This is a genomic window from Maribacter flavus, from assembly GCF_008386635.1.
Classification (GTDB): domain Bacteria; phylum Bacteroidota; class Bacteroidia; order Flavobacteriales; family Flavobacteriaceae; genus Maribacter; species Maribacter flavus.
In genome coordinates this window covers 397424-418966 of the sequence record NZ_VUOE01000001.1, presented here as the reverse complement: position 1 = coordinate 418966, position 21543 = coordinate 397424, and the positions used below count along the sequence as shown (strand labels likewise).

Below are 21543 nucleotides of genomic sequence, written 5' to 3'. Positions count from 1 at the left end.
CTTAAATTGCCTATTGAATACGTACTACATGGAAATTCTTGACGGTAAAAAAATTTCAAATCAAATAAAGGATGAAATAGCCGCTGAGGTGGCAAAGATGCGTGAAAGGGGGGAAAAGGTCCCGCACTTGGCCGCGGTCATTGTGGGGAGTGATGGTGCCAGCCTAACGTATGTTGGTAGCAAGGTAAGGGCTTGCGAACGTGTAGGGTTTGAATCTACCATGGTACGAATGCCCAGCACCACATCTGAACAGGAATTATTGAAGAAGATCCATGAACTGAACGAGGATAAAGATATAGACGGATTCATTGTCCAGTTACCTTTGCCGGAACAAATCGACACACAAAAGGTCATTATGGCCGTGCATCCAGATAAGGATGTGGATGGTTTCCACCCCATGAACTTTGGTAAAATGGCCTTGGATATGAGTACGTTCATTCCGGCAACCCCATTCGGGATTTTGGAACTGTTGGAACGCTATCAGGTAGATACAAAAGGCAAGCATACGGTCGTAATAGGCCGAAGCCACATCGTAGGAAGGCCCATGAGCATTTTAATGGGGCGAAAAGGGTGGCCGGGAAACTCCACCGTAACCTTGACCCATAGCCACACAAAAAATATTACCCAGATAATTTCCCAGGCAGACATTGTCATTTCGGCCCTTGGTGTGCCAAATTTCCTAAAGGCAGAGATGGTCAAGGACGATGCGGTGGTCATCGATGTGGGAATCACCAGGGTTCCGGACGATACCAAGGAAAAGGGCTATTACATTACCGGTGACGTAGACTTTGAAAATGTGAGCAAAAAGGCCTCGTTCATAACCCCCGTTCCGGGAGGTGTTGGCCCCATGACTATTGCCATGTTGCTTAAAAACACCCTATTGGCTCGAGAAAGGCATAGGAGCAGGGAATAGAAAAAACCACTTTAAATACAAGAACCCTACAATTAAAATTGTGGGGTTTTTCGTTTTGTAAACCTTCGCTAAACGCTAAACGCTAAACGCTATTGACCTGCCCAGTTTGTGTGGTGTCATTCGGTCTTAAGATATCCAAGTCGTTGCTGTCGTCATATTCGCAACTACTAACGGTAAGGATTCCCAAAAAAATAATAACAATGGCAGCTAGTTTTTTCATTCGTCTAAATTTAGGTTAACAGCTTGTTTTTTAAACATTTACTTTTATAGGGATATTTAACCCCGGATTATGTTTTAAAAAAGCTGTTACAGCAAAAAATCGCTTCAAAATAAAACGCTAGGCTGTATTTTCAATTTCACCATAGCGGTGCTATGCCAAAATTTCCAAACCACTTTATTTTATTGCGCTTTTTACCTTCACGACGCTCTCCTAATGCATATTCCGGGTTAACTTATCTTAATAAATCCCTCGATGAGGGTTTCATAACGTTCAGGATTTGGGTGTGCTTTATAATAGGATTCCATTGCTAAAATCCTATGCTAGTATAAAACGAACGGTTTCTTTAAATGGTATGTTCGTATATACTACGAAACAGCTTTTTTGACATCATTTTTGTAGTGGTTCACAAAAACAATGCAGGCTTTTGCAATCTTGTGGAAATAAAGTACCTTTTTATCAAAAACCGACCTAAAATGATTAGAAGTTTTTGTCTCGCCTGTATTGCCCTTTTACTATTGGGTTCTTGCCAAAAAGTCAAGGAAACTACCTATAGCGTCAACCTACGTTTTTCCGAAGCCGCCAGCCCAGAAGCAAAGGATGGTAGGCTTTTGCTGATGTTTTCTTCCGATGACAGTAAGGAACCCCGTTTTCAAATCAACGATGGCCTTAACACGCAATTGATCTTTGGGATGAACGTGGATAGCATGGATCCCGGTAAGCCCATTACCTTTGACGAAACTGTTTTTGGATATCCGTATCCAAGCATGGCGGATATTCCGCCAGGCGAATACAATGTGCAGGCCTTGCTACATGTTTATGAAACGTTTAACCTAGCTACCGGCCATACCGTAAAATTGCCCATGGACAATGGCGAAGGGCAGCAATGGAACATTTCTCCCGGTAATTTGTATAGTAAGCCCTTTAAGATTCGGGTGGGCAGCAATGGTATCGCAAATGTGAGCGTGGAGATGGATCAGGTAATACCACCGATTGAAGAACCTGAGGATACGGAATGGATAAAGCACATTAAGATGAAGTCCGAAAAACTATCGGAATTCTATGGTAGGGATATCTATCTAGGGGCCCATGTTTTGTTACCGAAGGGTTTTGACGAACATCCCGAAGCAAAGTATCCCCTTATGGTCTTTCACGGACATTTTCCTTCGGATTTTGGCGGATTTAGGACCACGCCCCCAGACCCGAATCTCGAACCCGATTATTCCGCTAGGTTCGATATGAAGGGTTACAACATCATCCAGCAGCAGGAGGCGTACGACTTTTATAAGAGATGGAACGAGCCCGATTTCCCTAGGTTTTTGATTATCGAAATTCAGCATCCAACACCTTATTATGATGATTCCTACGCCGTAAATTCGGCCAGTCAGGGACCCTATGGCGATGCCATTACCTATGAACTGATACCCTACATAGAAAAGGAGTTCAGGGGTATGGGCAAGGGATGGTCCCGCTTTTTGTATGGAGGTTCCACGGGTGGATGGGAGGCCTTGGCCGTTCAGGTGAAATATCCGGAGGAATACAATGGATGTTTTGCGGCTTGCCCGGATCCCATCGATTTTCGGGCGTATTGCCTTACCAATATCTATGAGGATGAGAACGCCTATTACTATGACGCTGCCCATAAAAAGTTGGAAGTACCTTCCCATCGGGATTATTTGGGGAATATCCAATCCACGTTAAGGCAGGGAAACCATCTGGAATTGGTGTTGGGTGATAAGTCCAGATCTGGGCAACAATGGGATATTTGGGAAGCCACTTACTCTCCCCAAGGCGATGACGGCTATCCAGTTAGAATTTGGGATAAAATGACGGGGGAGATTGACCACGAGGTAGCCGAATATTGGAAGGAAAATTACGATCTTCGATATATTATGGAGCGCGACTGGGACAAATTGGGGGAGAACCTCAAAGGGAAAATTCACATTTATTGTGGGGATATGGACAATTATTACCTAAACAATGCCGTGTATTTGATGGAGGATTTTCTGGAGAGCACCACGGATCCCTATTATGAAGGGGAAGTATTGTACGGGGACCGGGCCGAGCATTGCTGGAACGGAGATCCAGAGCTACCCAATGCCATCAGTAGGTTGCGATACAACTCCATGTACGTGCCAAAGATCATGAAACGAATTGCGGAAAGTGCTCCCAAAGGAGCCGATTTGACAAGTTGGCGCTATGAATAAGACGAATAAGGTAGCATGGTTCGTATTTGGGTTTTTGGCCATAGGTGTGGGGCTATATCCATTAATGTATGTATTTGCCCAAGAGGAAATAGGATTGTTGCTTTCCAAAAGTCAGGAATTGCTGGCCAATGTAATTTGGAATATTGGATTCTTCGGTCATATCCTTTTTGGAGGAGTGGCCCTCATGGTAGGTTGGGTACAGTTTAGCAAACGCTTCAGGAATGCCAACCTTGCCAGGCATAGGCTTATTGGAAAGATATATGTCGTATCCGTACTTATAAGTGGAATTTGTGGTGGTTTTATTGCCTTTTATGCAACTGGCGGCCCTATAGCAATGACAGGCTTCTTTCTGCTTGCCGTTTTTTGGTTGTATTTTACCATTACGGCTTATAGGGCGGCTAGGGAACGGGATTTTGAAAAGCACAAGGTCTTTATGATTTATAGTTATGCTGCTTGTTTTGGTGCGGTCACGCTGCGCATTTGGCTTCCTTTATTAACAATGCTTATTGGTTCATTTGAGCCCGCTTATCGCATTGTGGCATGGTTGGCATGGGTGCCTAACCTTGTTTTTGCCTATTACTGGGTGCGTCGCAAAGGGCTTTCAATAGGCTAAAAATTCTTGAATTTTATGAACGGAGTTCCGGGCTTGATTGGTAATTGAATATCTTACCGCAAAATCTAAATGAAACCCTCATCGAGGGATTTGTTATGGTACGTTAAATATCGCTACCAAAGGAAATGTTTAAGAATCAAGCTATTGACCCAATTTTAAAAGTATGAAGCTATGGCCAAAATAAAATTCCTGATGATGATCTGTAAATTGTTCCCTCGGTTTTTTTCAGTTCTCTTATTGTTAGGGGGAACCTTGGTCAACGGTCAAAACGAAAAATCAGGTCAAATGTCCGGCAACCCCATTTTTGAGGGATGGTACGCCGACCCAGAAGGTGCGGTTTTTGGGGATGAATATTGGATCTATCCTACTTTTTCGGACGATTATGACAAACAATTGCATTTTGATGCCTTTTCCTCCCAAGATCTTATCGAATGGAAAAAGCATGAAAATATATTGGATACTACAAAGATTAAATGGTTGCGGCAGGCCCTATGGGCCCCTTCCATTATTGAAAAGGACAAAAAATATTACCTGTTCTTTGGTGCCAATGATATACAAAGACCTGGCAGGTCATCTTATGACCCCAATAATGATATCAACCATTATGGTGGCATCGGCGTAGCTGTGGCCGATACGCCAGGAGGTCCCTTCGAAGATTATTTAGGGGAACCGTTGATATCCGATTTTTATAACGATGCCCAACCAATCGACCAATTCGTTTTTAAGGATGTGGACGGGACCCATTATTTTTTCTATGGAGGTTGGAGCCATTGCAACCTTGGTAGATTAAATGATGATTTTACAGGTTTTGTGCCTTGGGAAGATGGTAGTATCTTTAAGGAGATTACGCCGGAAGGTTATGTGGAAGGTCCTTTTATGTTTTTACGTAGGGACATCTACTATTTTATGTGGTCTGAAGGTAACTGGACGGATGGTAGTTATCGCGTGGTGTATGCGATGGCAGATAAGGCTACAGGACCCTATAAACGAATCGGGACGGTATTAGAATCCGATGAATCTGTTGCTACGGGAGCCGGCCATCATTCAGTAATCAATGTGCCCGGAACGGATGAATGGATTATGGTGTACCATCGAAGACCCATTCCCAATGAGGATAGGGACCATCGGGTGACCTGTTTGGATAATATGGAATTCAACAAAGATGGAACCATCAAGCCCGTAAAAATTACCTTTGGAGGCGTTGAAAAAAGAACAATCGGAAGTAAATAAAAAATAGTAAGAATGGAGTACAGAAGGTTTGGAAGGACGGATTGGCAAGTAAGTGAAATAGGATACGGTATGTGGGGAATGGCAGGTTGGAAAGCTTCGGATGATGAACAATCCGCCAAGTCCCTTGATTTGGCCGTAGACAACGGCGTTAATTTTTTTGATACGGCATGGGGTTATGGTGAAGGACACAGCGAGGAACTTTTGGGCGACCTCGTAAAAAGGCATCCCACCAAAAAACTTTATACGGCAAGTAAGATACCCCCAAAGAATTTTCGATGGCCCGCCAAACCGGAATATGCTTTTGAGGACTCCTATCCTACGGACCATATCATGGAATACACCCATAAAACGCTTAAAAACCTCGGACTCGAACAAATAGATTTGATGCAGTTTCACACGTGGGACGATACCTGGAGCGAGCGGGAAGAGTGGCAGCGGACTGTTGAGGATTTGAAAAAGTCCGGTAAGGTTGCGGCTATGGGAATCAGTATGAACCGTTGGGAACCTGAAAATGGCATTTTGGCACTCGAAATGGGATTGTTGGATGCCGTACAGGTTATCTACAATATTTTTGATCAGGCACCGGAGGACAAACTTTTCCCGCTTTGCGAGAAACTGGATATTGGGGTCATAGCGAGGGTTCCTTTTGACGAAGGGACGCTGACGGGTAATTTGACCAAGGAAACCACGTTCCCGGAGGGAGATTGGCGGGGTACCTACTTTGTCCCGGAAAATCTATATTCTTCCGTTGAACATGCAGATGCCCTAAGGCCCCTTATACCACAAGGTATGACCATGGCGGAGATGGCCCTTCGTTTTATTTTGGAGAACAAACATGTGGGCACCACCATACCGGGTATGCGAAAACAGCGCAATGTTTTGGCCAATACGGCCACCAGTGATGGTAAATCCCTACCAAAGGAATTAATCAAGGAACTTAAAAAACACCGTTGGGACAGGGTCCCCACTTCTTGGTCACAATAGACTATTTGGCGAATAATTGCCCCATGTCCTTGAACGCCTTAAACTCCAAGGCGTTACCGGCAGGGTCCAAAAAGAACATGGTAGCTTGTTCACCAACCAGCCCTTTGAACCGAATATAAGGCTCAATGACAAACTTTACGCCTTTCTGTTTTAGTTCTTCGGAAAAGCTTTCAAAGGTGCCCCAGGGCAATACTACCCCATAATGTGGAACGGGGACATCATGACCGTCCACAGGGTTGTGGTGAAGCGCTTCCATTTCGGATTTAGGTTTGTAGTGGATGACCAATTGGTGCCCAAAGAGGTTAAAGTCGACCCAATGGTCGCTACTTCTTCCTTCTTCGCAATTCAAGACTTCTCCATAGAATTTTCTGCATTCCGCCAGGTTATGCACCGGAATGGCAATGTGAAAGGGTGAAACGTTGTTCATTGTTCAGTTATTTCTTAAGGCCGAAATTAACTCTTTTTTGTTCATTTTGGAACGTCCTTCAATTCCAATTTCGGTGGCTTTTTTATAGAGTTCCTTTTTGGTCCTTTCTTCATACTTGGGGGCTTTTCCGCCTTTCTCTCCAGAATCTGGCGTGTTCGCAATTCTTGCGGCCTTCTCTTTGCTGTACCCTTTTTCTACCAGCGCCTCGTACTGCTCCTCGTTCTTAATCCTTGATGTATTCTTTTCTTCAGCCATTTTTATTTTAAAATTAACCAAAGAAGTGGAGGTAGAAGAGGCTATTGGGCAATTGGGTTAATTAACCTTGTAAAAAAGCAATGATTTTCTTGTTGACCTCCTCTTGGTGCATGGAGTGGCCCAAACCTTCGGTGGAAATAAAAGTACTTTCTTTCCAAACGGCGTGCACCTTTTCTGAAGCGTGGTACGGGGTGATCTTATCCCATCGGTCGTGAAATAGCAATCCTTTTTTGGTGTTCGTCAATACGAATTTGGAAGACGAAAATTCCCGTATGGTAAATCCGAACCGATTTTTGACATACTCTTCAAGAGCCTTTAGCATTCTATCCGAAAGTCCCAAAAGTTCCTTGAAATGGCCAATGATTTCATGGAATTCCGAAGGGGAAGCGATGGTCACTATTTTTTCGATTATGTCGTTGGGATTTTCGTATTCGTTGAAAAGTATGGTCATACCCCCAACCGAGTGCCCAATTAGATGGACCGGTTTATAGGTTTGTATCATATGTTCCAATACTTCGGCATATAGAGGAACATATAGATATTCACCCGATGAATACCCATGTCCGGGGGCATCAAAAGCGATGACATTATAATCGGCCTTCGTCAATTTCTCCAGTAATTTGTGCCATCTCCATGTGTTGCTCTCCCAACCGTGTATCAAAAGAACAGTTTCCTTTTTGCCGGGCCAATTATACGTCTGTATCGAATGGCCGGATACATCTATTCGTTCGTGTTTTACGGGGTCTAGATATTCTTTCTGATGGGGCGAAACCCTGCCTTTTCTGACCTTTGTAAAGATGGTGAAGGCTTTCTCAGCTGCCTTTACCGGACTTAGATAAACATATATATTTAAGAAAGCACCGTAAATTTTAGGAAGGAGTTTTTTAAACAGTGCATTCATAAAACGGGACTTTTAATTTTGGGGTTCTTGGAATTGGAAAAAGAATCCCTAATCCCAACCTACCATCAGGTATTTGATTTTTGCCGCATCGGGAATTTGAACGGCCTCAATGTTCGTATTCGCTTGATAGCGAAGGTTTTCCGGCAATTGCGCTTTGTCGATCGTGAAATAGATGTCACTATCCTTAAGCAGGATGATCACATTGTTGATGGAAGTAATTATCTTTTTTATTTCATATTTCTCCTGAATATCCTTAAAGGTGCTTTCAATGCTGATACCTTTATCGGTCTTGAACCGTTTATCGTTGATCAAAACATTTTGGATCGTAGGAATACTATCCGTATTGGGTGTAAGCGTAAGCAGTAAGGCACCTCCTTTTTCATAAATTTTAATTTTACTGGAGCCGTTACCAAAGTTGGACTGTATGGTATCCCTAACCACGGAGTCGTTTTCGTAAATAAGATCTAGATCCCTGGCCAAGCTTGTTTTATCCAATTTGCCCACGGCATCTGTAGAAATCTTAAATGTTTTGTCATCTTCTTTAGTGCACTGCGCGATGATGATTATAGAAAAAAGGATCAGGATGGTTTTGATTGATTTCATGTATTTGTAGATACAGTTTATAGGTCATACTTCAACGTTGCTCATTATTAGGCTCATTATTTTGGGTTTCCCAGGTTAGTGTCATGGTCCTTTCATATAATTAGCGCATGACTTTTTTTAATACACCCAAGACTCCCCTTATAAATGTTGCACTGGTGAGTACCTTGATTACCGGGTTCTGTCTGGTACTTCTTCTGGTAGGGGTACTTCCTCGTGGGGTCTGGGCTTTTTCTTTTTCCTTTTGGGCAAGTTCCTCCGCCTTTTCAATTTTCTCGTTTAATATTTCGTAGGCACTCTCGCGATCGATTACTTCGCTATATTTTTTTACCAATTTGGAATTGTCGATGAGCTCCTTTAGTTCAGATTCCGATAAGATATCCATCCGGCTCATGGGTGCCCTCAGCAAGGTGGCCGCCAAGGGTGTGGGCCTTCCTTTTTCGTCCAATGCCGAAATCAAGGCTTCCCCAATGCCCAAGGATGTCAGCACTTCCTTGGTGTCGTAATAATCCGAAATAGGATAGTTTTCGGCCGTAAGTTTAATGGCTTTTCGGTCCCTGGCTGTGAAGGCCCGTAGGGCATGTTGTACCTTTAAACCCAATTGTGCCAACACTTCGTTGGGTACGTCCGTTGGGTTTTGGGTCACAAAATACAGCCCTATTCCCTTGGAGCGTATCAGTTTTACGATACTTTCTATCTGATCCAAAAGGGCCTTGGAGGCTTCGTTGAAAATAAGGTGTGCCTCGTCTATGAACAAAATCAGTTCTGGTTTTTCGCTATCGCCTAGTTCTGGGAAGGTATCATATATCTCCGCCAATAAACTCAGCATAAAGGTGGAAAATAGTTTGGGCCTGTCCTGAATATCTGTGAGCCGAATTATATTGATATATCCCCGTCCATTTTCATCGATTCTGGTAAGGTCATTGACTTCAAAGGATTTTTCACCAAAAAACAGGTCGGCTCCCTGTTGTTCCAACTCGATTATTTTTCTTAGGATCGTTCCAGTGGAGCTGGTTGAAATTCGCCCATATTCCTCCGTAAATTCTTTTTTGCCTTCTCCAGTTGCATATTGCAATACTTTTTTAAAGTCCTTGAGATCTAATAGCGGTAATTTATTGTCGTCACAGTACTTAAAGATTACCGCAACAATCCCTTCCTGGGTTTCGGAAAGATCCAGAATTCTTGAAAGCAGTATCGGTCCAAATTCCGAAACCGTGGCCCTTAGCTTTACCCCGTCCTGTTCTGAAAGGGATAGAATCTCCACGGGAAATTTTTTGGATTCGAACGGAATTCCAATTTTGGCATGGCGCTCGTCAATTTTTGGATGACCGGGACTTGGTTGGGCCAATCCGCTCAAATCGCCCTTCAAGTCCATCAGGAGAACAGGAATACCCTTGTCCGATAAATTCTCGGCCAATACCTGTAAGGTTTTGGTCTTGCCGGTTCCCGTAGCCCCCGCGATTAGACCGTGTCGGTTCAAGGTTTTCAAGGGAACCTTTACCAAAGCATTGGTCATTGCTTCCCTGTTCAACATTGCGGCACCCATCGTTATATAGTCGCCTTTGGTAGCATATCCGTTTTCAATATGTTCAAAAAATTCCTCTTTGGACGCCATACTCAAAATTTTTGCTAAAAATAGCGGATTTTTGAGCAAAAGAAAAAGGGAATGTATGCCTTGAGGCAAAAAGGTGCCACGGTCTCCATTTCTGTCCCTTGTTTTTGGGACGCAATGTGTATCTTAGGGCTTGGGAAGTGTGGCTTTCCTTACCACAGGATTTGTTTAATAGTACTATTCTAGGGAGGGTCAAGGGGGATTTTCCACGGATTACCGATACATCATTTAAATAGGGATAATGTCATTTTTTATACCAAAAGGCCATGTTTTAATGCTTTTGGGCCTTAGTTTCGTCTTTTTTTCGTGTAAAAGCAATGGTGAAAAGGATATTGCCAATACAGGAGACCAAGGGAACACCTACCGTCAGGATGAACTATCCGTACAGGAAGGCATGCAATTGTTCAATACACATTGTGCCAGTTGTCATGATTTTAATGCAAATAACATAGGACCAAGTTTGGCCGGTGTAACCGGAGAGGTAGATAAGGCCTGGCTTATCGATTTTATAAAAAATCCCAAACATAAAATAGAGGCCGGTGACGTAAGGGGTGTACGACTCTATGAAACCTATAGTACGTATATGCCGGGTTTTGAGCATTTTTCCCAGGATGATTTTGAAGCCCTATTAGGTTTTGTACATAAGTATTCCGAGGCGGAAAAAAAGAGTAAAAGAAAAAGGTCCGGTGCCATTACGGATCCCATTCCTGAAAAAATAACCCAGTCCAATCTCTTGCTGGTTTTGGAAGAGGTGCTTCAAGTACCCGCCAGTGCAGATCATCATCCTAAGGCCCGTATCAATAAATTTTTTGCCTTGCCCACACCTGAAGGGGAACGACAGTTTATTGCCGATTTGAACGGTACATTATTCGAGGCCAAGGAATCTACGGTCAGCAGCTATCTGGATATGGCCGGGGAACTGCCAAATTTCATCAGTGTTCCCGGTTTTGGTACGGGTCTTGGCAGTTTTGATTTTCACCCCAATTTTGATGAAAGCGGACTGCTGTTTACAACCCATACCGAGCCGGCCCATACGCGAAAGGCAGATTTCCCACTGCCTGATAGCCTAAAGGTTGCATTACAATGGGTACTTACCGAATGGAAGGCAGAAGACCCCTTATCCTCAAAATTCAAGGGAACAAAAAGGGAACTGTTAAGGGTTGATATGATAGGTAGCGCGCACGGATTTCAAGAGGTTTCCTTCAATCCCATGGCAAAAAAGGAGGATGCAGATTATGGACACCTATACCTCGGTGTTGGTGATGGTGGTGCTATTTATGCCGATCAACCTCAATTAGTAGGCCAAAAGGATCAGATATGGGGATCGGTAATCCGAATTGACCCTTTGGGAAGTAACAGTGATAATGGTCAATACGGAATTCCTTCGGATAATCCGTTTGTTGGGAATGGGGAAGGTATTCCGGAAATATGGGCCTATGGTTTCAGAAACCCCCATCGGATTTCGTGGGATGTCAAGGATCCGCGTCGCATGTATGTTTCCAATATAGGCAGGCATAGTATAGAAGAAGTGAACCTTGTGGAAAAAGGACGTCATTATGGTTGGCCTAACAGGGAAGGTACCTTTTTATTTGATTCCAGTGCCAATACGGAGGTCGTATATCCGCTGCCCAAAGATGACGAGGGCTATGACTATCCCATCATACAATATGACCACGATGAGGGCAATGCGGTTTCAGGAGGCTTTGTTTATCACGGTACGTTGGAAAAGCTCCAGGGCAAATACCTTTTTGGCGATATTCCAAGGGGTACCCTTTTTATTGCAGATGTAGATAATGTCACCAACGGCCATCAGGCAATCATCCAAAAAATGGAATTCCTATTTAACGGGGAGACCACCACCTTTGATGCCTTGTTGGGTGGTGCCCGTGTAGATCTTAGATGGGGTATGGACAGTACGGGCGAACTCTATCTTTTTACCAAATATGACGGCAAGGTTTATAAGGTAGTAAATTGTATCGCCAAAGATGCCCCTTCGACCTAAAATTGCTTCTCTAGGGGAAAACTATGCCCAAGTCTTTTCCTATCTTTGCCAGATGCAAGAAAATAATGTTTTGGAGTTGGTGGACAAAGGTTTTTACCTTCCCTTAATGGAGGAATTCTACACGATTCAGGGCGAAGGATTTCACAAGGGTACAGCTGCCTATTTCATTAGGGTCGGTGGATGTGATGTTGGATGCCATTGGTGTGATGTGAAGGAGAGTTGGAACGCTGAGACACATCCGCCTACAGATATAGATCACATAGTCGAAAATGCGGCAAAATACTCGGATACCATTGTGGTCACGGGGGGTGAGCCCTTGACGTGGGATATGGGACCTTTGACGGAAAAGTTGAAAGCCCGAAACCTGAAAACCCATATCGAAACTTCGGGGGCATATACACTGACGGGAACTTGGGATTGGATCTGCTTATCGCCCAAAAAGAACAAATTACCTGAGGGGCGGATTTACGATGAAGCCCATGAACTCAAAGTGATCGTTTACAACAAGCACGATTTGATTTTTGCCGAAGAACAGGCCGCCCAAACGAACAAGGAATGTATCCTTTATCTTCAGCCAGAGTGGAGTGTACGGGAGAAGGTGACCCCACTGATTGTTGAATACGTTATGAAAAACCCCAAATGGAAGGTTTCCTTACAGACCCATAAGTATTTGAATATTCCTTAGGTAAAGAAACTATCTGGCCCCATTGCCTTGGATATCTTCAATACAAGCGGCATCCAAACCCGGAATTTCAACAGATCTGCCCGTTTTTGAGGGCTGCAAAAGGCGCATCACGGTAGTACCCGATAATACACATGCCGGATTGAGATTCGCAGCATAGGTACTATTTTTAGGCTCTAAAATAGATTTTCCCGAAAGCGTAAATTGCAGTTCCGCGCGCATTAGGCATCCATCCACATTGCAGTGGTTTTCCGCAGCGGTATCCTCATGGTCGGACAAAGCCGGGGTGCCCAAATCGACCAGACCAAAAAGATGTCCGAATTCATGGTTCAGGGTAGCCGCCTCTACATCGGCATTGCTAACCAAGATACTTTGGGCGGCCAATCGCCGGATGGTGGCTTCATGAATGATCATCGAAGTATTTCTGTACACAGCGCCCAAAGTAACCAAACCCTCCTCCGGCTCGTCATCCTCCGCAGGAGCATCGGAAAAATAAATATAGACAGCCAAAGTAGAGCCATTACTGTAAGCGGTCCTGTTCTCACTTTCTAAATCTGCGATTTCCTGAAGGGTAAGATTTTCCTCATTAGGAGATTCCAATTCTTGGTATATAAATTCAATGTCCTCTTTGAAGGTGTGTAGCCTTAAAAATTTCGTAAAGTCCGAAATAGCCGTAGTCGTCGGCCTAAGCCCGGAAACATAGGCAATCTCTATTTGAAGTTTATCGTATGTGTCATTGGAGAGTATATCATTGGCGGAATCCCCCGTACCCTTTAAATTTAAGGTTTTGTCGATACGTACATCCGGTTCGGTAGTGTCCTTTGAACAGGAACCCAATAGGATAATAAGCACCAAAAGGGACACTATTTTAAACTTTTTCATAATCAACTTTTTCAATAGCACAACGTTAAAGATACTACAGAAGTATCACAAAAAGGTCAAACGGGCCAAATAGTCGTCGCTCTCGCCTTGTTTTACCATTTCGCAATTCAGACCGTTAAACGTAGCCGCTCTTTTTAAGGTATTAAAATCTACGTACAACCAATCAAAAGGTTCACTTTCCTCGTTTTTATAGCGCATCGTAAAAGTCACCTCCCCGTAATAGTCCAGGTGCTGCGGAATCCAGTAGCCTCCATCTTCTTCGTCTGATTCGTACATATATAAAATATCGCTGGAATCCAATAAAACCTGTCCATTGGGCTGGAGCAACCGCTTCATCTGGTTCAAATATGGATCTAGGTTTTTTAGTTTTCCGGTAATCCCGATGCCGTTCATCAATAGCAGAAGCGTATCGTATTTTTGTCCGTCCAAACGTAGAAAATCGGTATGTATGGTTTTCAATAACCCTCGCTGTTTGCAAACGGATATCGCTCCATGGGAAGCGTCCAATCCGGTCACATCAAATCCTTTTTCCTGTAAATAAAGCGCATGACTGCCCGCCCCACAGCCCACATCCAGTACAGCACCTTTGCAATGCTCCAAGGCAATTTGTTCCAAAAGGGGCATTTGTTCAAAATTTCGGAACATATAGGGAAGTGGTAAGCGGTCCTCCTCATCCAAGGAAGAATAAGTGATGATATCTTCCGTATATTCCAGATGATGGTAATCCAAAAGGGCCTTGCCCAAAATATCCTTTGACAATTTTCTAAATTTTGTCCAACAAAAGTCCCCTTTTAAAAAGTACTTACCTAGTTTTGGAGCGAAAATTTGGATGATGGACAAGGTACTGAAACAACTTCCGCAATGGGCTTCCGATAAAAAGGCCGAGAACAAGAAATTCTTTGCCAAATTAAGGAAGAAACCGCCCAAGAATTTGGATTATGTGATGCAGGAATTGCACGAAACCGAATTTGATCGGACGGATTGTCTTACCTGCGCCAATTGCTGCAAGACCACGGGTCCGTTGTTCACCAATGCCGATATTGAACGGATTGCAAAACATTTTAGGATGAAGCCCCAGCAATTTATCGATGCCTATCTGCAAATTGATGACGAGAATGATTATGTGCTGCAAGAAGTTCCTTGTACTTTTTTGGATGCCGATAATTATTGCGCCATCTACGATGTTCGACCCAAGGCCTGTAGGGAGTTTCCCCACACCGACCGGAAAAAGTTCCAACAAATAAGCCACCTCACTTTAAAGAATGTAGCCATTTGTCCTGCAGCCTTCAATATTGTAGAGGAAATGAAGAAGCGGATTTCCCTATAATCTAGTTTAAAGAAACTGCTTGATTTCTTATATTTAATGCTATGGAACACTTAATTCAATACTTTGAAACGATTCCTTCGGCGCATCGTTCCCTGATTCTCGTAGGAGGTATTACCTTTTTTTGGGTTTTGGAAGGTATTGTTCCGTTATTCACGGTACGCTATAAAAAATGGAAACATGCCGTTCCCAATTTCTTTTTTACCCTTACGACCATCGTCATTAATTTTTTTCTAGCGTTTTTGTTGTTGAAAACTGCAGATTGGACCGTGGGCAATGATTTTGGCATTCTTAATTGGCTTCCGGCCATGCCCTTGTGGTTATACGTACTGCTTGGGGTGATGCTGTTGGATTTGATCGGGGCGTATTTGGCCCATTGGGTGGAGCATAAGGTAAAACCTTTGTGGATGGTCCATTTGGTGCACCATTCCGATCATCACGTGGATACGACCACAGCGAACAGGCACCATCCGTTGGAATCTTTTGTACGTTATCTATTTACGCTGCTTGGAGTGCTTTTGGTAGGGGCGCCAATTGGCATCATTATGTTATATCAAAGCTTGTCGGTCGTACTCTCGCAATTCAACCACGCCAATATCAAACTACCTACAAAATTGGATAAATATCTGAGCTACATCATTGTTTCTCCGGATATGCACAAGGTGCACCATCACTATGTATTACCTTATACGGACAGTAATTACGGAAACATTTTTGCCATTTGGGACCGATTGTTCGGCACCTATATGTATTTGGATAGGGAATCGATCGTGTACGGTGTGGATACCTTCCCAGATGAAAGGGAGAATTCCAGTATATCCAGATTGCTAAAACAGCCTTTTCATAAATACCGTAGGCCCACAACGGTTGGGGAATCCAAGTCTGCATTATAACAAACCCTTGTATTTTATTCTGAGTGGAGCCCTTTCACTTTTTGTTATTCTGAGAGTAGTGTTCTCTCTTTTTTGTCATTCTGAGTGGAGCATAGCGGAACGAAGAATCTATTGCATGTTCGGGGCTATCAACTAAGACCACGATATCTTAGAGGATTCGTTGCTACAATAGATACTTCACTACGTTCAGTATGACAAAGAAACCAATACTACTCATACATCAAATACTTGGCTCGTATTTTCTTGAATTTCTCCAATTCCAGCTGCCACGAAGCCTTTATTTCCCTTTCTGTAAGCCCCGACTCAATTTGCTTTTGAAGTTCCCGGGTGCCGGCGTGCTTTGTAAATCCATCGGTCAAAAAGAACTTATTTTTATCTAGGGTGTTTTTATAGGCATCCAAAATCCATTGCAAGGAAACTTCGCTTATTCTCGGCGTGTTGGAAAGGTCTTTGCCGAAGCATACTTTTCCTTCCTCCTTGGGGTATTTACTTCCAAAATTGGGTTCCGGAACATAGGAAAAGCTATAGGCGGTGGAATCCATAAAGGAGGCTCCATACCGCTGAAACTGAAATTCCGTACCGCGACCTGCATTGACATTGGTCCCTTCAAAAAGACCGAGACTCGGGTAGAGATTTATGGAAACATCGTTCGGTAAATTGGGGGAGGGACGTATTGGGATTTGGTAAATTCGTTCGTGTGTCCAGTTTTCCAAGGGAATAACCCTTAGGTCACATTTCCTGCCTCCTTCCAACCAACCTTCTTCATTGATCATGTTGGCGTATTCGCCAATGCTCATACCATACACCAAGGGAATTTCGTTCATGCCCAAGAATCCGGTGTGTTCCTTTTGCATGGTGGGGCCATCTACATAATGGGCGTTCGGGTTAGGTCGGTCCAAAACCAGAACGGGAATAGTATTTTCGGCACAGGCTTCCATAATCAATTGTAGTGTGGCGATATACGTATAGAATCGGGTTCCAACGTCCTGTATGTCGAATAGGACCACATCCAAACCCGCCAATTGTTCCGCCGAAGGTTTTCTGTTTTTTCCATAGAGGGAAACAATGGGAAGCCCCGTCTCCTCATCCGTACCGCTTTCCACTTTTTCGCCGGCATCGGCCTTGCCACGAAAACCGTGTTCCGGTGAAAACACCTTTTTTATATCGACATTTAATTGCAACAAGGAATCGACCAAGTGGGTATATCCGTTTTCCTTAAATATCACCGAGGTCTGGTTTGCCACAATGCCCACCGATTTCCCTGCCAACAGCGGAAGATATGCATCGGTTCTATTGGCCGCTACAATAATGGGTTCGGGTTCCTCAAGCAGCGTCTCCTCGGCCGAAACCTGAGAAGTGTCCGCATCTTTTTTGCCCGAGTTTCCACAGGAAATGCAAATCAAAAAAGATAAAAAAAGGGTATTTTTGAATCGGTATAAAAACAACATCATTTGAACTTAGAATATTTCATTGCCAAACGGCTTATTACGGGCAAGGAACATAAAATTAGTATTTCCGCGCCAATAATAAAAATAGCGATAGCCGCCATAGCCATTGGTGTTGTCATGATGTTGATTGCCATCGCTACGGGAGAAGGGTTAAAATATAAAATTCGGGAAAAGGTTACCGCTTTTAACGGCCACATTCAGATTTCCAACTATGACAATAATCGGTCCGAAGTATCGGTATCACCTGTATCCAAAAAACAGGATTTCTACCCCAGGTTTACAGATGTTGACGGAATTGCCCATGTACAGGCCGTGGCCACCAAGGGAGGGATTATCCGTACGGAGGACACTTTTGAGGGCATCATTGCCAAGGGTGTGGGGGCGGATTACTATTGGACGCCCATCCACGATTTTTTGGTGGCCGGAACCTTGCCGGATTATACAGGCGAACTCAATTCAGATGTGCTTATTTCAAACATTACGGCCAACCGTTTGAAGTTGGGGGTGGGGGATTCCTTTTTTACCTTTTTTCTGCGGGACGACGATACCAACAAAATGCCCAACCAACGTAAGTTCACCATTGTGGGCATCTATGACAGTGGTTTTGAGGAGATTGACGACAAGTATATTTTTGTCGACATTAGGCACATCCAACAGATGAACAAATGGGCCGATGATGAGGTGGGCAATTTTGAGGTGTTGCTGGACAATTTTGACGATATCGATGCCAAGAGCAATGAAATTTTTGGAAAGACCGTCTCCACCTTGGATACAAAATCAATCCGGGATAAATATTATAAAATATTTGAGTGGATCGGCCTGTTCGATTTTAATACCGCCTTGATCATTGGAATCATGATCATTGTTGGGGGCATCAATATGATTACAGCCCTTCTGGTGCTTATTTTGGAGCGTACGCCCATGATCGGAATCCTAAAGGCCCTGGGCACGACCAATTGGAGTATACGAAAAGTGTTTTTGTACAATGCGGCCTATCTGATCAGCATCGGTCTGTTTTGGGGAAATTTGATCGGCTTGGGCTTTATTTGGCTCCAGGGACAATACCGTTTGTTCAAGTTTCCCAATCCGGAGGAATATTACATTGAGTACATTCCCGTGCACATCAACTGGATTACGGTGTTGCTGCTCAATATCGGGGTGCTCTTCCTATGTCTGTTGATGTTGTTGATTCCCTCGTACATCATCACCAAGATTACGCCCGTAAAGGCTATTCGGTTCGAGTAATTTTTGCTAGACCTGTCGGGTTTTGGATACCTGACAGGTCTGAATTCGTCATTCCATTTATGTTCGCCGCCAAAGGGTTTAATACCCTTGGGATACCCCTCCTGAACACTTGTCAGGCAGGCTTCGAAAATAAAAACTTGATCGCAACGAATGCCCTCGAAGACTTGCCTAGAGAGCGCTTAGTTTTAATATCTGATTTAGGTATATTTGACTCAAACCAAACGTTATGATTCGAAAAATCCTAATTGTGCTTCTCTTGTTCCCGATTTTCCAAAATGTAGCGGGACAAAAATTATCCGGCACCGAGAAAAAAATCATCAAAAGTATCGAAGCCAATAATCCCGATGCCATCGGCTTTTTGGAAAAGGTGGTGAACATCAACAGCGGCACCTTAAATCTGGAAGGGGTGAAGAAGGTGGGTGCCGAATTCAATTCGGCTTTTGGCGACATTGGTTTTGAAACGAATTGGATTCCCATGCCCGAAAAAATGAACCGAGCGGGGCATTTGTTTGCCGAGACCAAAGGTACCAAGGGTAAAAAGTTGCTGTTGATCGGACATCTGGATACCGTTTTTGAGGAGGACAGCCCTTTTCAGACTTTTACCATGGTAAACGACAGTACGGCCCACGCCCCGGGCGGAAATGATATGAAAGGTGGCAATGTCATCATTCTGTATGCCTTAAAAGCCTTGCAAGAGAATAATTTGTTGGGCCATTCCCAGATTATTGTTGCCCTAACGGGCGATGAGGAAAGTGCCGGGGACCCTTTGGAGATAAGTAGGAAGGACCTGATAGATGCCGCTAAAAGAAGCGATATTGCCTTGGGTTTTGAAACGTCCACTGGGTTTAACTTCGCTACCGTAGCGCGCCGTGGCTCATCCGGATGGAAAGTGGAAGTGGAAGGGAAGCGGGCCCATTCCTCCGGTATCTTTAGTGAAAATACAGGAGCTGGGGCCATTTTTGAAATGTCGAGAATTCTTCATGGTTTTTATACCGATGTAAAAGGGGAAGAACTTTTGACCTTCAATCCCGGGACGTTGTTGGGAGGTACTTTTGTGACCTTTGATGATATGACAAGCAGAGGCACCGTTTTTGGAAAAACAAACGTGGTCGCCCAACGGGCCGAGGTACGGGGTGGACTAAGGTTTATTTCGGAGGAGCAAAAAGAACGTACCCGGGAGAAAATGAGGGCGATCGTTGCGGAAAACCTTCCAAAGACTTCGGCGGCGATTTCCTTTTCCGATATGTATCCGGCCATGGCGCCGACCGAAGGGAACCATGTCCTCTTGCAAAAATTGAATCAAGTCAGCCTCGATTTAAATCAGGGCGAGGTAGTCGCCTATGATCCCGGAAGAAGAGGCGCTGCGGATACCTCCTTTGTGGCGGAATATGTGGATTGCCTCGACGGATTGGGCACTATGGGCACGGGAGCCCACACACCCCAGGAAACCGTGAATTTGAACACCATTGAAGCGTTGACCAAAAGAACCGCAATTTTGATTTACCGATTGATAAACGAATAATATGACGATACTTACCTTACATAAACAGAAAGTGCGGATCGAGGAAGGCGAACTGGTAGGCTATCTTGTGGATGGCCACGAATTGATACATCAAAAAGGGAGTCCGGGATGGCGAAATTCCGATACCGAGATGTTTCCCATTATTGGACCCACAAACGAGGCCGATTTCAACGTGAAAACCCCAAAAGGGATGGCCGTCCAAGACCAGCATGGACTGCTCCGGGAACTGGAATACGAACTTTTGGAATCCACCGAAACAAAAGCGGTTTTTGAAAAGCGCTATCAGGCGAATACACCCATAAAAAATTCCAAATACCCTGGGAAGTCGACGGCACCGGAACTTTTTTGGCCCTATGATTTTTCGTTTGTAAAGTCCTACCATTTGAAAGAAGATGGTCTAGAAATCTGTTTTGAAATCGAAGGGGAAGACGGCATGCCCTTTATGTTGGGCTACCACCCGGCCTTCAACCTTGTAACGGAGAAACCGTTTATCAATACCCAGGAAAAACAGATTTCCATTCCCGAAGTTATGGCGGTGGGGAGCAGGGCCCTTCAGGTACCTAAGGAATCCTCGATTGTACTCAAGGACCAATTGGAACTGACCATCAAAACCGAAGGTTTTGAACACTTTATGCTGTGGACGGAAGTCCCCAATATGGTCTGTGTAGAACCCATCACTTTTTACCCCTACGCCGTGGAGCAAGCTAATTTGGATACCGGGTTTTTGTATCTTGAGGGAGGGACGGCCGAGCATTTTAAGGTCTTTATATATCCTATTTAGGTAACATTAAAACCAATGAGAAATCTAATTCCAATACTAATTTTATTTTTTTCCTCAAGTTGCGCAACAAAGAAAAATTATTTGACCGACCTTGAAAAAATTGGACTATTAGGAAATGTAAAATATTTGAAATTTATCCATCAGTCCAACCAAGAAAATGAATTTGATGATTCAGATGAAGAAGTTGCAATTATTGATAATGAATACTTTTTCAATAAAAGTGGAATGATTGCGGAACAAAGAGAATACAGCTCCAATGAATTAAGCCAAACGATTCTCTTTTCGTATGACAAAAACAATTTATTAATCTCAAAAGGGTATTATGATGGCGAAAAAAAGCTTACAATGAGGTCAATATTTGAAAACAAACTGAACAATGAAAGGAAACTTTATAGACAAACGGAATATAGGGCATGGGAAAAGTCTTTGTCCGATACTACGAATGTGCGTTACAATATCTTTCCTTATGAAATCATTGAGTATTTATACGAGGGCAACGGTAAACTAAGTAAACAAAACTATTATCAATCGAATACTTCGTTTAAAATTGCTCTTGAATACCAGGAAAAAAGAATATTTAAAGAAACCATCATCAGCTTATCTGATGAGAGTATATGGGGTTCGACTCAATATAACTGTTTAAAATTCGACCAAAATCAAAATTGTATTGAATACAAGGACACAAAAGTTAAAATTGAATATTATAAATAAGGATACCTAAACCCCCTACGCTGGCGCAAGCATCCGTGCTTGTGCCTTTCCACGTACCTCGCCCTTTCAGGGCTTACTATGTATATGTGTTATT

At 43.6% G+C, this 21543-nt stretch carries 22 protein-coding genes; 13 read left to right on the top strand and 9 right to left on the bottom strand.

Going from position 1 to position 21543, the window contains the following annotated elements; translation table 11 throughout:
- Nucleotides 1-28: 28 nt before the first annotated feature.
- A complete protein-coding gene (locus F0361_RS01915; protein WP_154917010.1) occupies nt 29-913 on the top strand; it encodes a bifunctional 5,10-methylenetetrahydrofolate dehydrogenase/5,10-methenyltetrahydrofolate cyclohydrolase in 885 nt (294 codons plus the stop codon).
- 82 nt (nt 914-995) lie between these two features.
- Here F0361_RS01915 and F0361_RS18645 read toward each other — a convergent pair whose 3' ends face one another.
- Complete coding sequence (locus F0361_RS18645) at nt 996-1133, bottom strand: hypothetical protein (RefSeq protein ID WP_161598191.1); 138 nt, start codon at nt 1131-1133, stop codon at nt 996-998.
- A 473-nt stretch (nt 1134-1606) separates the two neighbouring features.
- On the opposite strand from F0361_RS18645, the gene F0361_RS01910 reads away from it, so the two are divergent.
- From F0361_RS01910 to F0361_RS01895, 4 genes are all read left to right on the top strand, one after another.
- On the top strand, nt 1607-3337 hold the full coding sequence (locus F0361_RS01910) for an alpha/beta hydrolase-fold protein (protein WP_154917009.1): 1731 nt from the start codon (nt 1607-1609) through the stop codon (nt 3335-3337).
- Nucleotides 3330-3950: a DUF2306 domain-containing protein gene (locus tag F0361_RS01905; protein WP_154917008.1), complete on the top strand. Its 621-nt coding sequence runs from the start codon at nt 3330-3332 to the stop codon at nt 3948-3950. Before F0361_RS01910 ends, F0361_RS01905 begins: the two co-directional genes overlap by 8 nt.
- Before the next feature lie 171 nt (nt 3951-4121).
- A complete protein-coding gene (locus tag F0361_RS01900) occupies nt 4122-5180 on the top strand; it encodes a glycoside hydrolase family 43 protein (RefSeq protein ID WP_246160790.1) in 1059 nt (352 codons plus the stop codon).
- A gap of 12 nt (nt 5181-5192) precedes the next feature.
- Nucleotides 5193-6164, top strand: a complete 972-nt coding sequence (locus F0361_RS01895) for an aldo/keto reductase (RefSeq protein WP_154917007.1) — start codon at nt 5193-5195, stop codon at nt 6162-6164.
- A gap of 1 nt (nt 6165) precedes the next feature.
- On the opposite strand, the gene F0361_RS01890 is transcribed toward F0361_RS01895, so the two are convergent.
- The 5 genes from F0361_RS01890 to F0361_RS01870 all read right to left on the bottom strand — a co-directional run bounded on the left by F0361_RS01890 (nt 6166) and on the right by F0361_RS01870 (nt 9962).
- Nucleotides 6166-6591 carry a VOC family protein gene (locus F0361_RS01890; protein WP_138257374.1) on the bottom strand — a complete coding sequence of 142 codons (426 nt, stop codon included), beginning with the start codon at nt 6589-6591 and terminating at the stop codon, nt 6166-6168.
- A 3-nt stretch (nt 6592-6594) separates the two neighbouring features.
- A complete protein-coding gene (locus tag F0361_RS01885; RefSeq protein WP_154917006.1) occupies nt 6595-6846 on the bottom strand; it encodes a DUF7218 family protein in 252 nt (83 codons plus the stop codon).
- A 61-nt stretch (nt 6847-6907) separates the two neighbouring features.
- Nucleotides 6908-7747, bottom strand: a complete 840-nt coding sequence (locus tag F0361_RS01880; protein WP_154917005.1) for an alpha/beta fold hydrolase — start codon at nt 7745-7747, stop codon at nt 6908-6910.
- Nucleotides 7748-7795: 48 nt separating this feature from the next.
- A complete protein-coding gene (locus F0361_RS01875; RefSeq protein ID WP_154917004.1) occupies nt 7796-8350 on the bottom strand; it encodes a hypothetical protein in 555 nt (184 codons plus the stop codon).
- A 100-nt stretch (nt 8351-8450) separates the two neighbouring features.
- Complete coding sequence (locus F0361_RS01870) at nt 8451-9962, bottom strand: helicase HerA-like domain-containing protein (protein ID WP_154917003.1); 1512 nt, start codon at nt 9960-9962, stop codon at nt 8451-8453.
- 238 nt (nt 9963-10200) lie between these two features.
- On the opposite strand from F0361_RS01870, the gene F0361_RS01865 reads away from it, so the two are divergent.
- Nucleotides 10201-11961, top strand: a complete 1761-nt coding sequence (locus tag F0361_RS01865) for a PQQ-dependent sugar dehydrogenase (RefSeq protein WP_154917002.1) — start codon at nt 10201-10203, stop codon at nt 11959-11961.
- Nucleotides 11962-12013: 52 nt separating this feature from the next.
- The gene (locus F0361_RS01860; RefSeq protein ID WP_154917001.1) at nt 12014-12646 is read left to right on the top strand and encodes a 7-carboxy-7-deazaguanine synthase QueE; all 633 of its coding nucleotides are present in this window, start codon (nt 12014-12016) and stop codon (nt 12644-12646) included.
- A gap of 9 nt (nt 12647-12655) precedes the next feature.
- Here F0361_RS01860 and F0361_RS01855 read toward each other — a convergent pair whose 3' ends face one another.
- A complete protein-coding gene (locus F0361_RS01855; protein WP_154917000.1) occupies nt 12656-13525 on the bottom strand; it encodes a hypothetical protein in 870 nt (289 codons plus the stop codon).
- A 45-nt stretch (nt 13526-13570) separates the two neighbouring features.
- Nucleotides 13571-14284 (bottom strand): class I SAM-dependent methyltransferase, encoded by a 714-nt coding sequence (locus F0361_RS01850; RefSeq protein ID WP_154916999.1) that lies wholly within the window; start codon nt 14282-14284, stop codon nt 13571-13573.
- A gap of 73 nt (nt 14285-14357) precedes the next feature.
- Between F0361_RS01850 and F0361_RS01845 the strand changes: the two genes are divergently transcribed.
- Complete coding sequence (locus F0361_RS01845; RefSeq protein ID WP_154918468.1) at nt 14358-14852, top strand: YkgJ family cysteine cluster protein; 495 nt, start codon at nt 14358-14360, stop codon at nt 14850-14852.
- Between the two features lie 41 nt (nt 14853-14893).
- On the top strand, nt 14894-15742 hold the full coding sequence (locus F0361_RS01840) for a sterol desaturase family protein (RefSeq protein ID WP_154916998.1): 849 nt from the start codon (nt 14894-14896) through the stop codon (nt 15740-15742).
- A gap of 209 nt (nt 15743-15951) precedes the next feature.
- Here the strand turns inward: F0361_RS01840 and F0361_RS01835 are convergent, their stop codons facing one another.
- Complete coding sequence (locus F0361_RS01835) at nt 15952-17190, bottom strand: exo-beta-N-acetylmuramidase NamZ family protein (protein WP_154918467.1); 1239 nt, start codon at nt 17188-17190, stop codon at nt 15952-15954.
- Nucleotides 17191-17193: 3 nt separating this feature from the next.
- On the opposite strand from F0361_RS01835, the gene F0361_RS01830 reads away from it, so the two are divergent.
- The 4 genes from F0361_RS01830 to F0361_RS01815 all read left to right on the top strand — a co-directional run bounded on the left by F0361_RS01830 (nt 17194) and on the right by F0361_RS01815 (nt 21449).
- Nucleotides 17194-18435, top strand: coding sequence for an ABC transporter permease (locus tag F0361_RS01830; protein WP_154916997.1), 1242 nt, complete (start codon nt 17194-17196; stop codon nt 18433-18435).
- Nucleotides 18436-18661: 226 nt separating this feature from the next.
- Nucleotides 18662-19957, top strand: coding sequence for a M20/M25/M40 family metallo-hydrolase (locus F0361_RS01825; protein WP_154916996.1), 1296 nt, complete (start codon nt 18662-18664; stop codon nt 19955-19957).
- Nucleotide 19958: 1 nt separating this feature from the next.
- Nucleotides 19959-20738 (top strand): aldose epimerase family protein, encoded by a 780-nt coding sequence (locus F0361_RS01820; RefSeq protein ID WP_154916995.1) that lies wholly within the window; start codon nt 19959-19961, stop codon nt 20736-20738.
- A 15-nt stretch (nt 20739-20753) separates the two neighbouring features.
- Nucleotides 20754-21449 (top strand): hypothetical protein, encoded by a 696-nt coding sequence (locus tag F0361_RS01815; RefSeq protein ID WP_154916994.1) that lies wholly within the window; start codon nt 20754-20756, stop codon nt 21447-21449.
- The last annotated feature ends 94 nt before the right edge of the window (nt 21450-21543 follow it).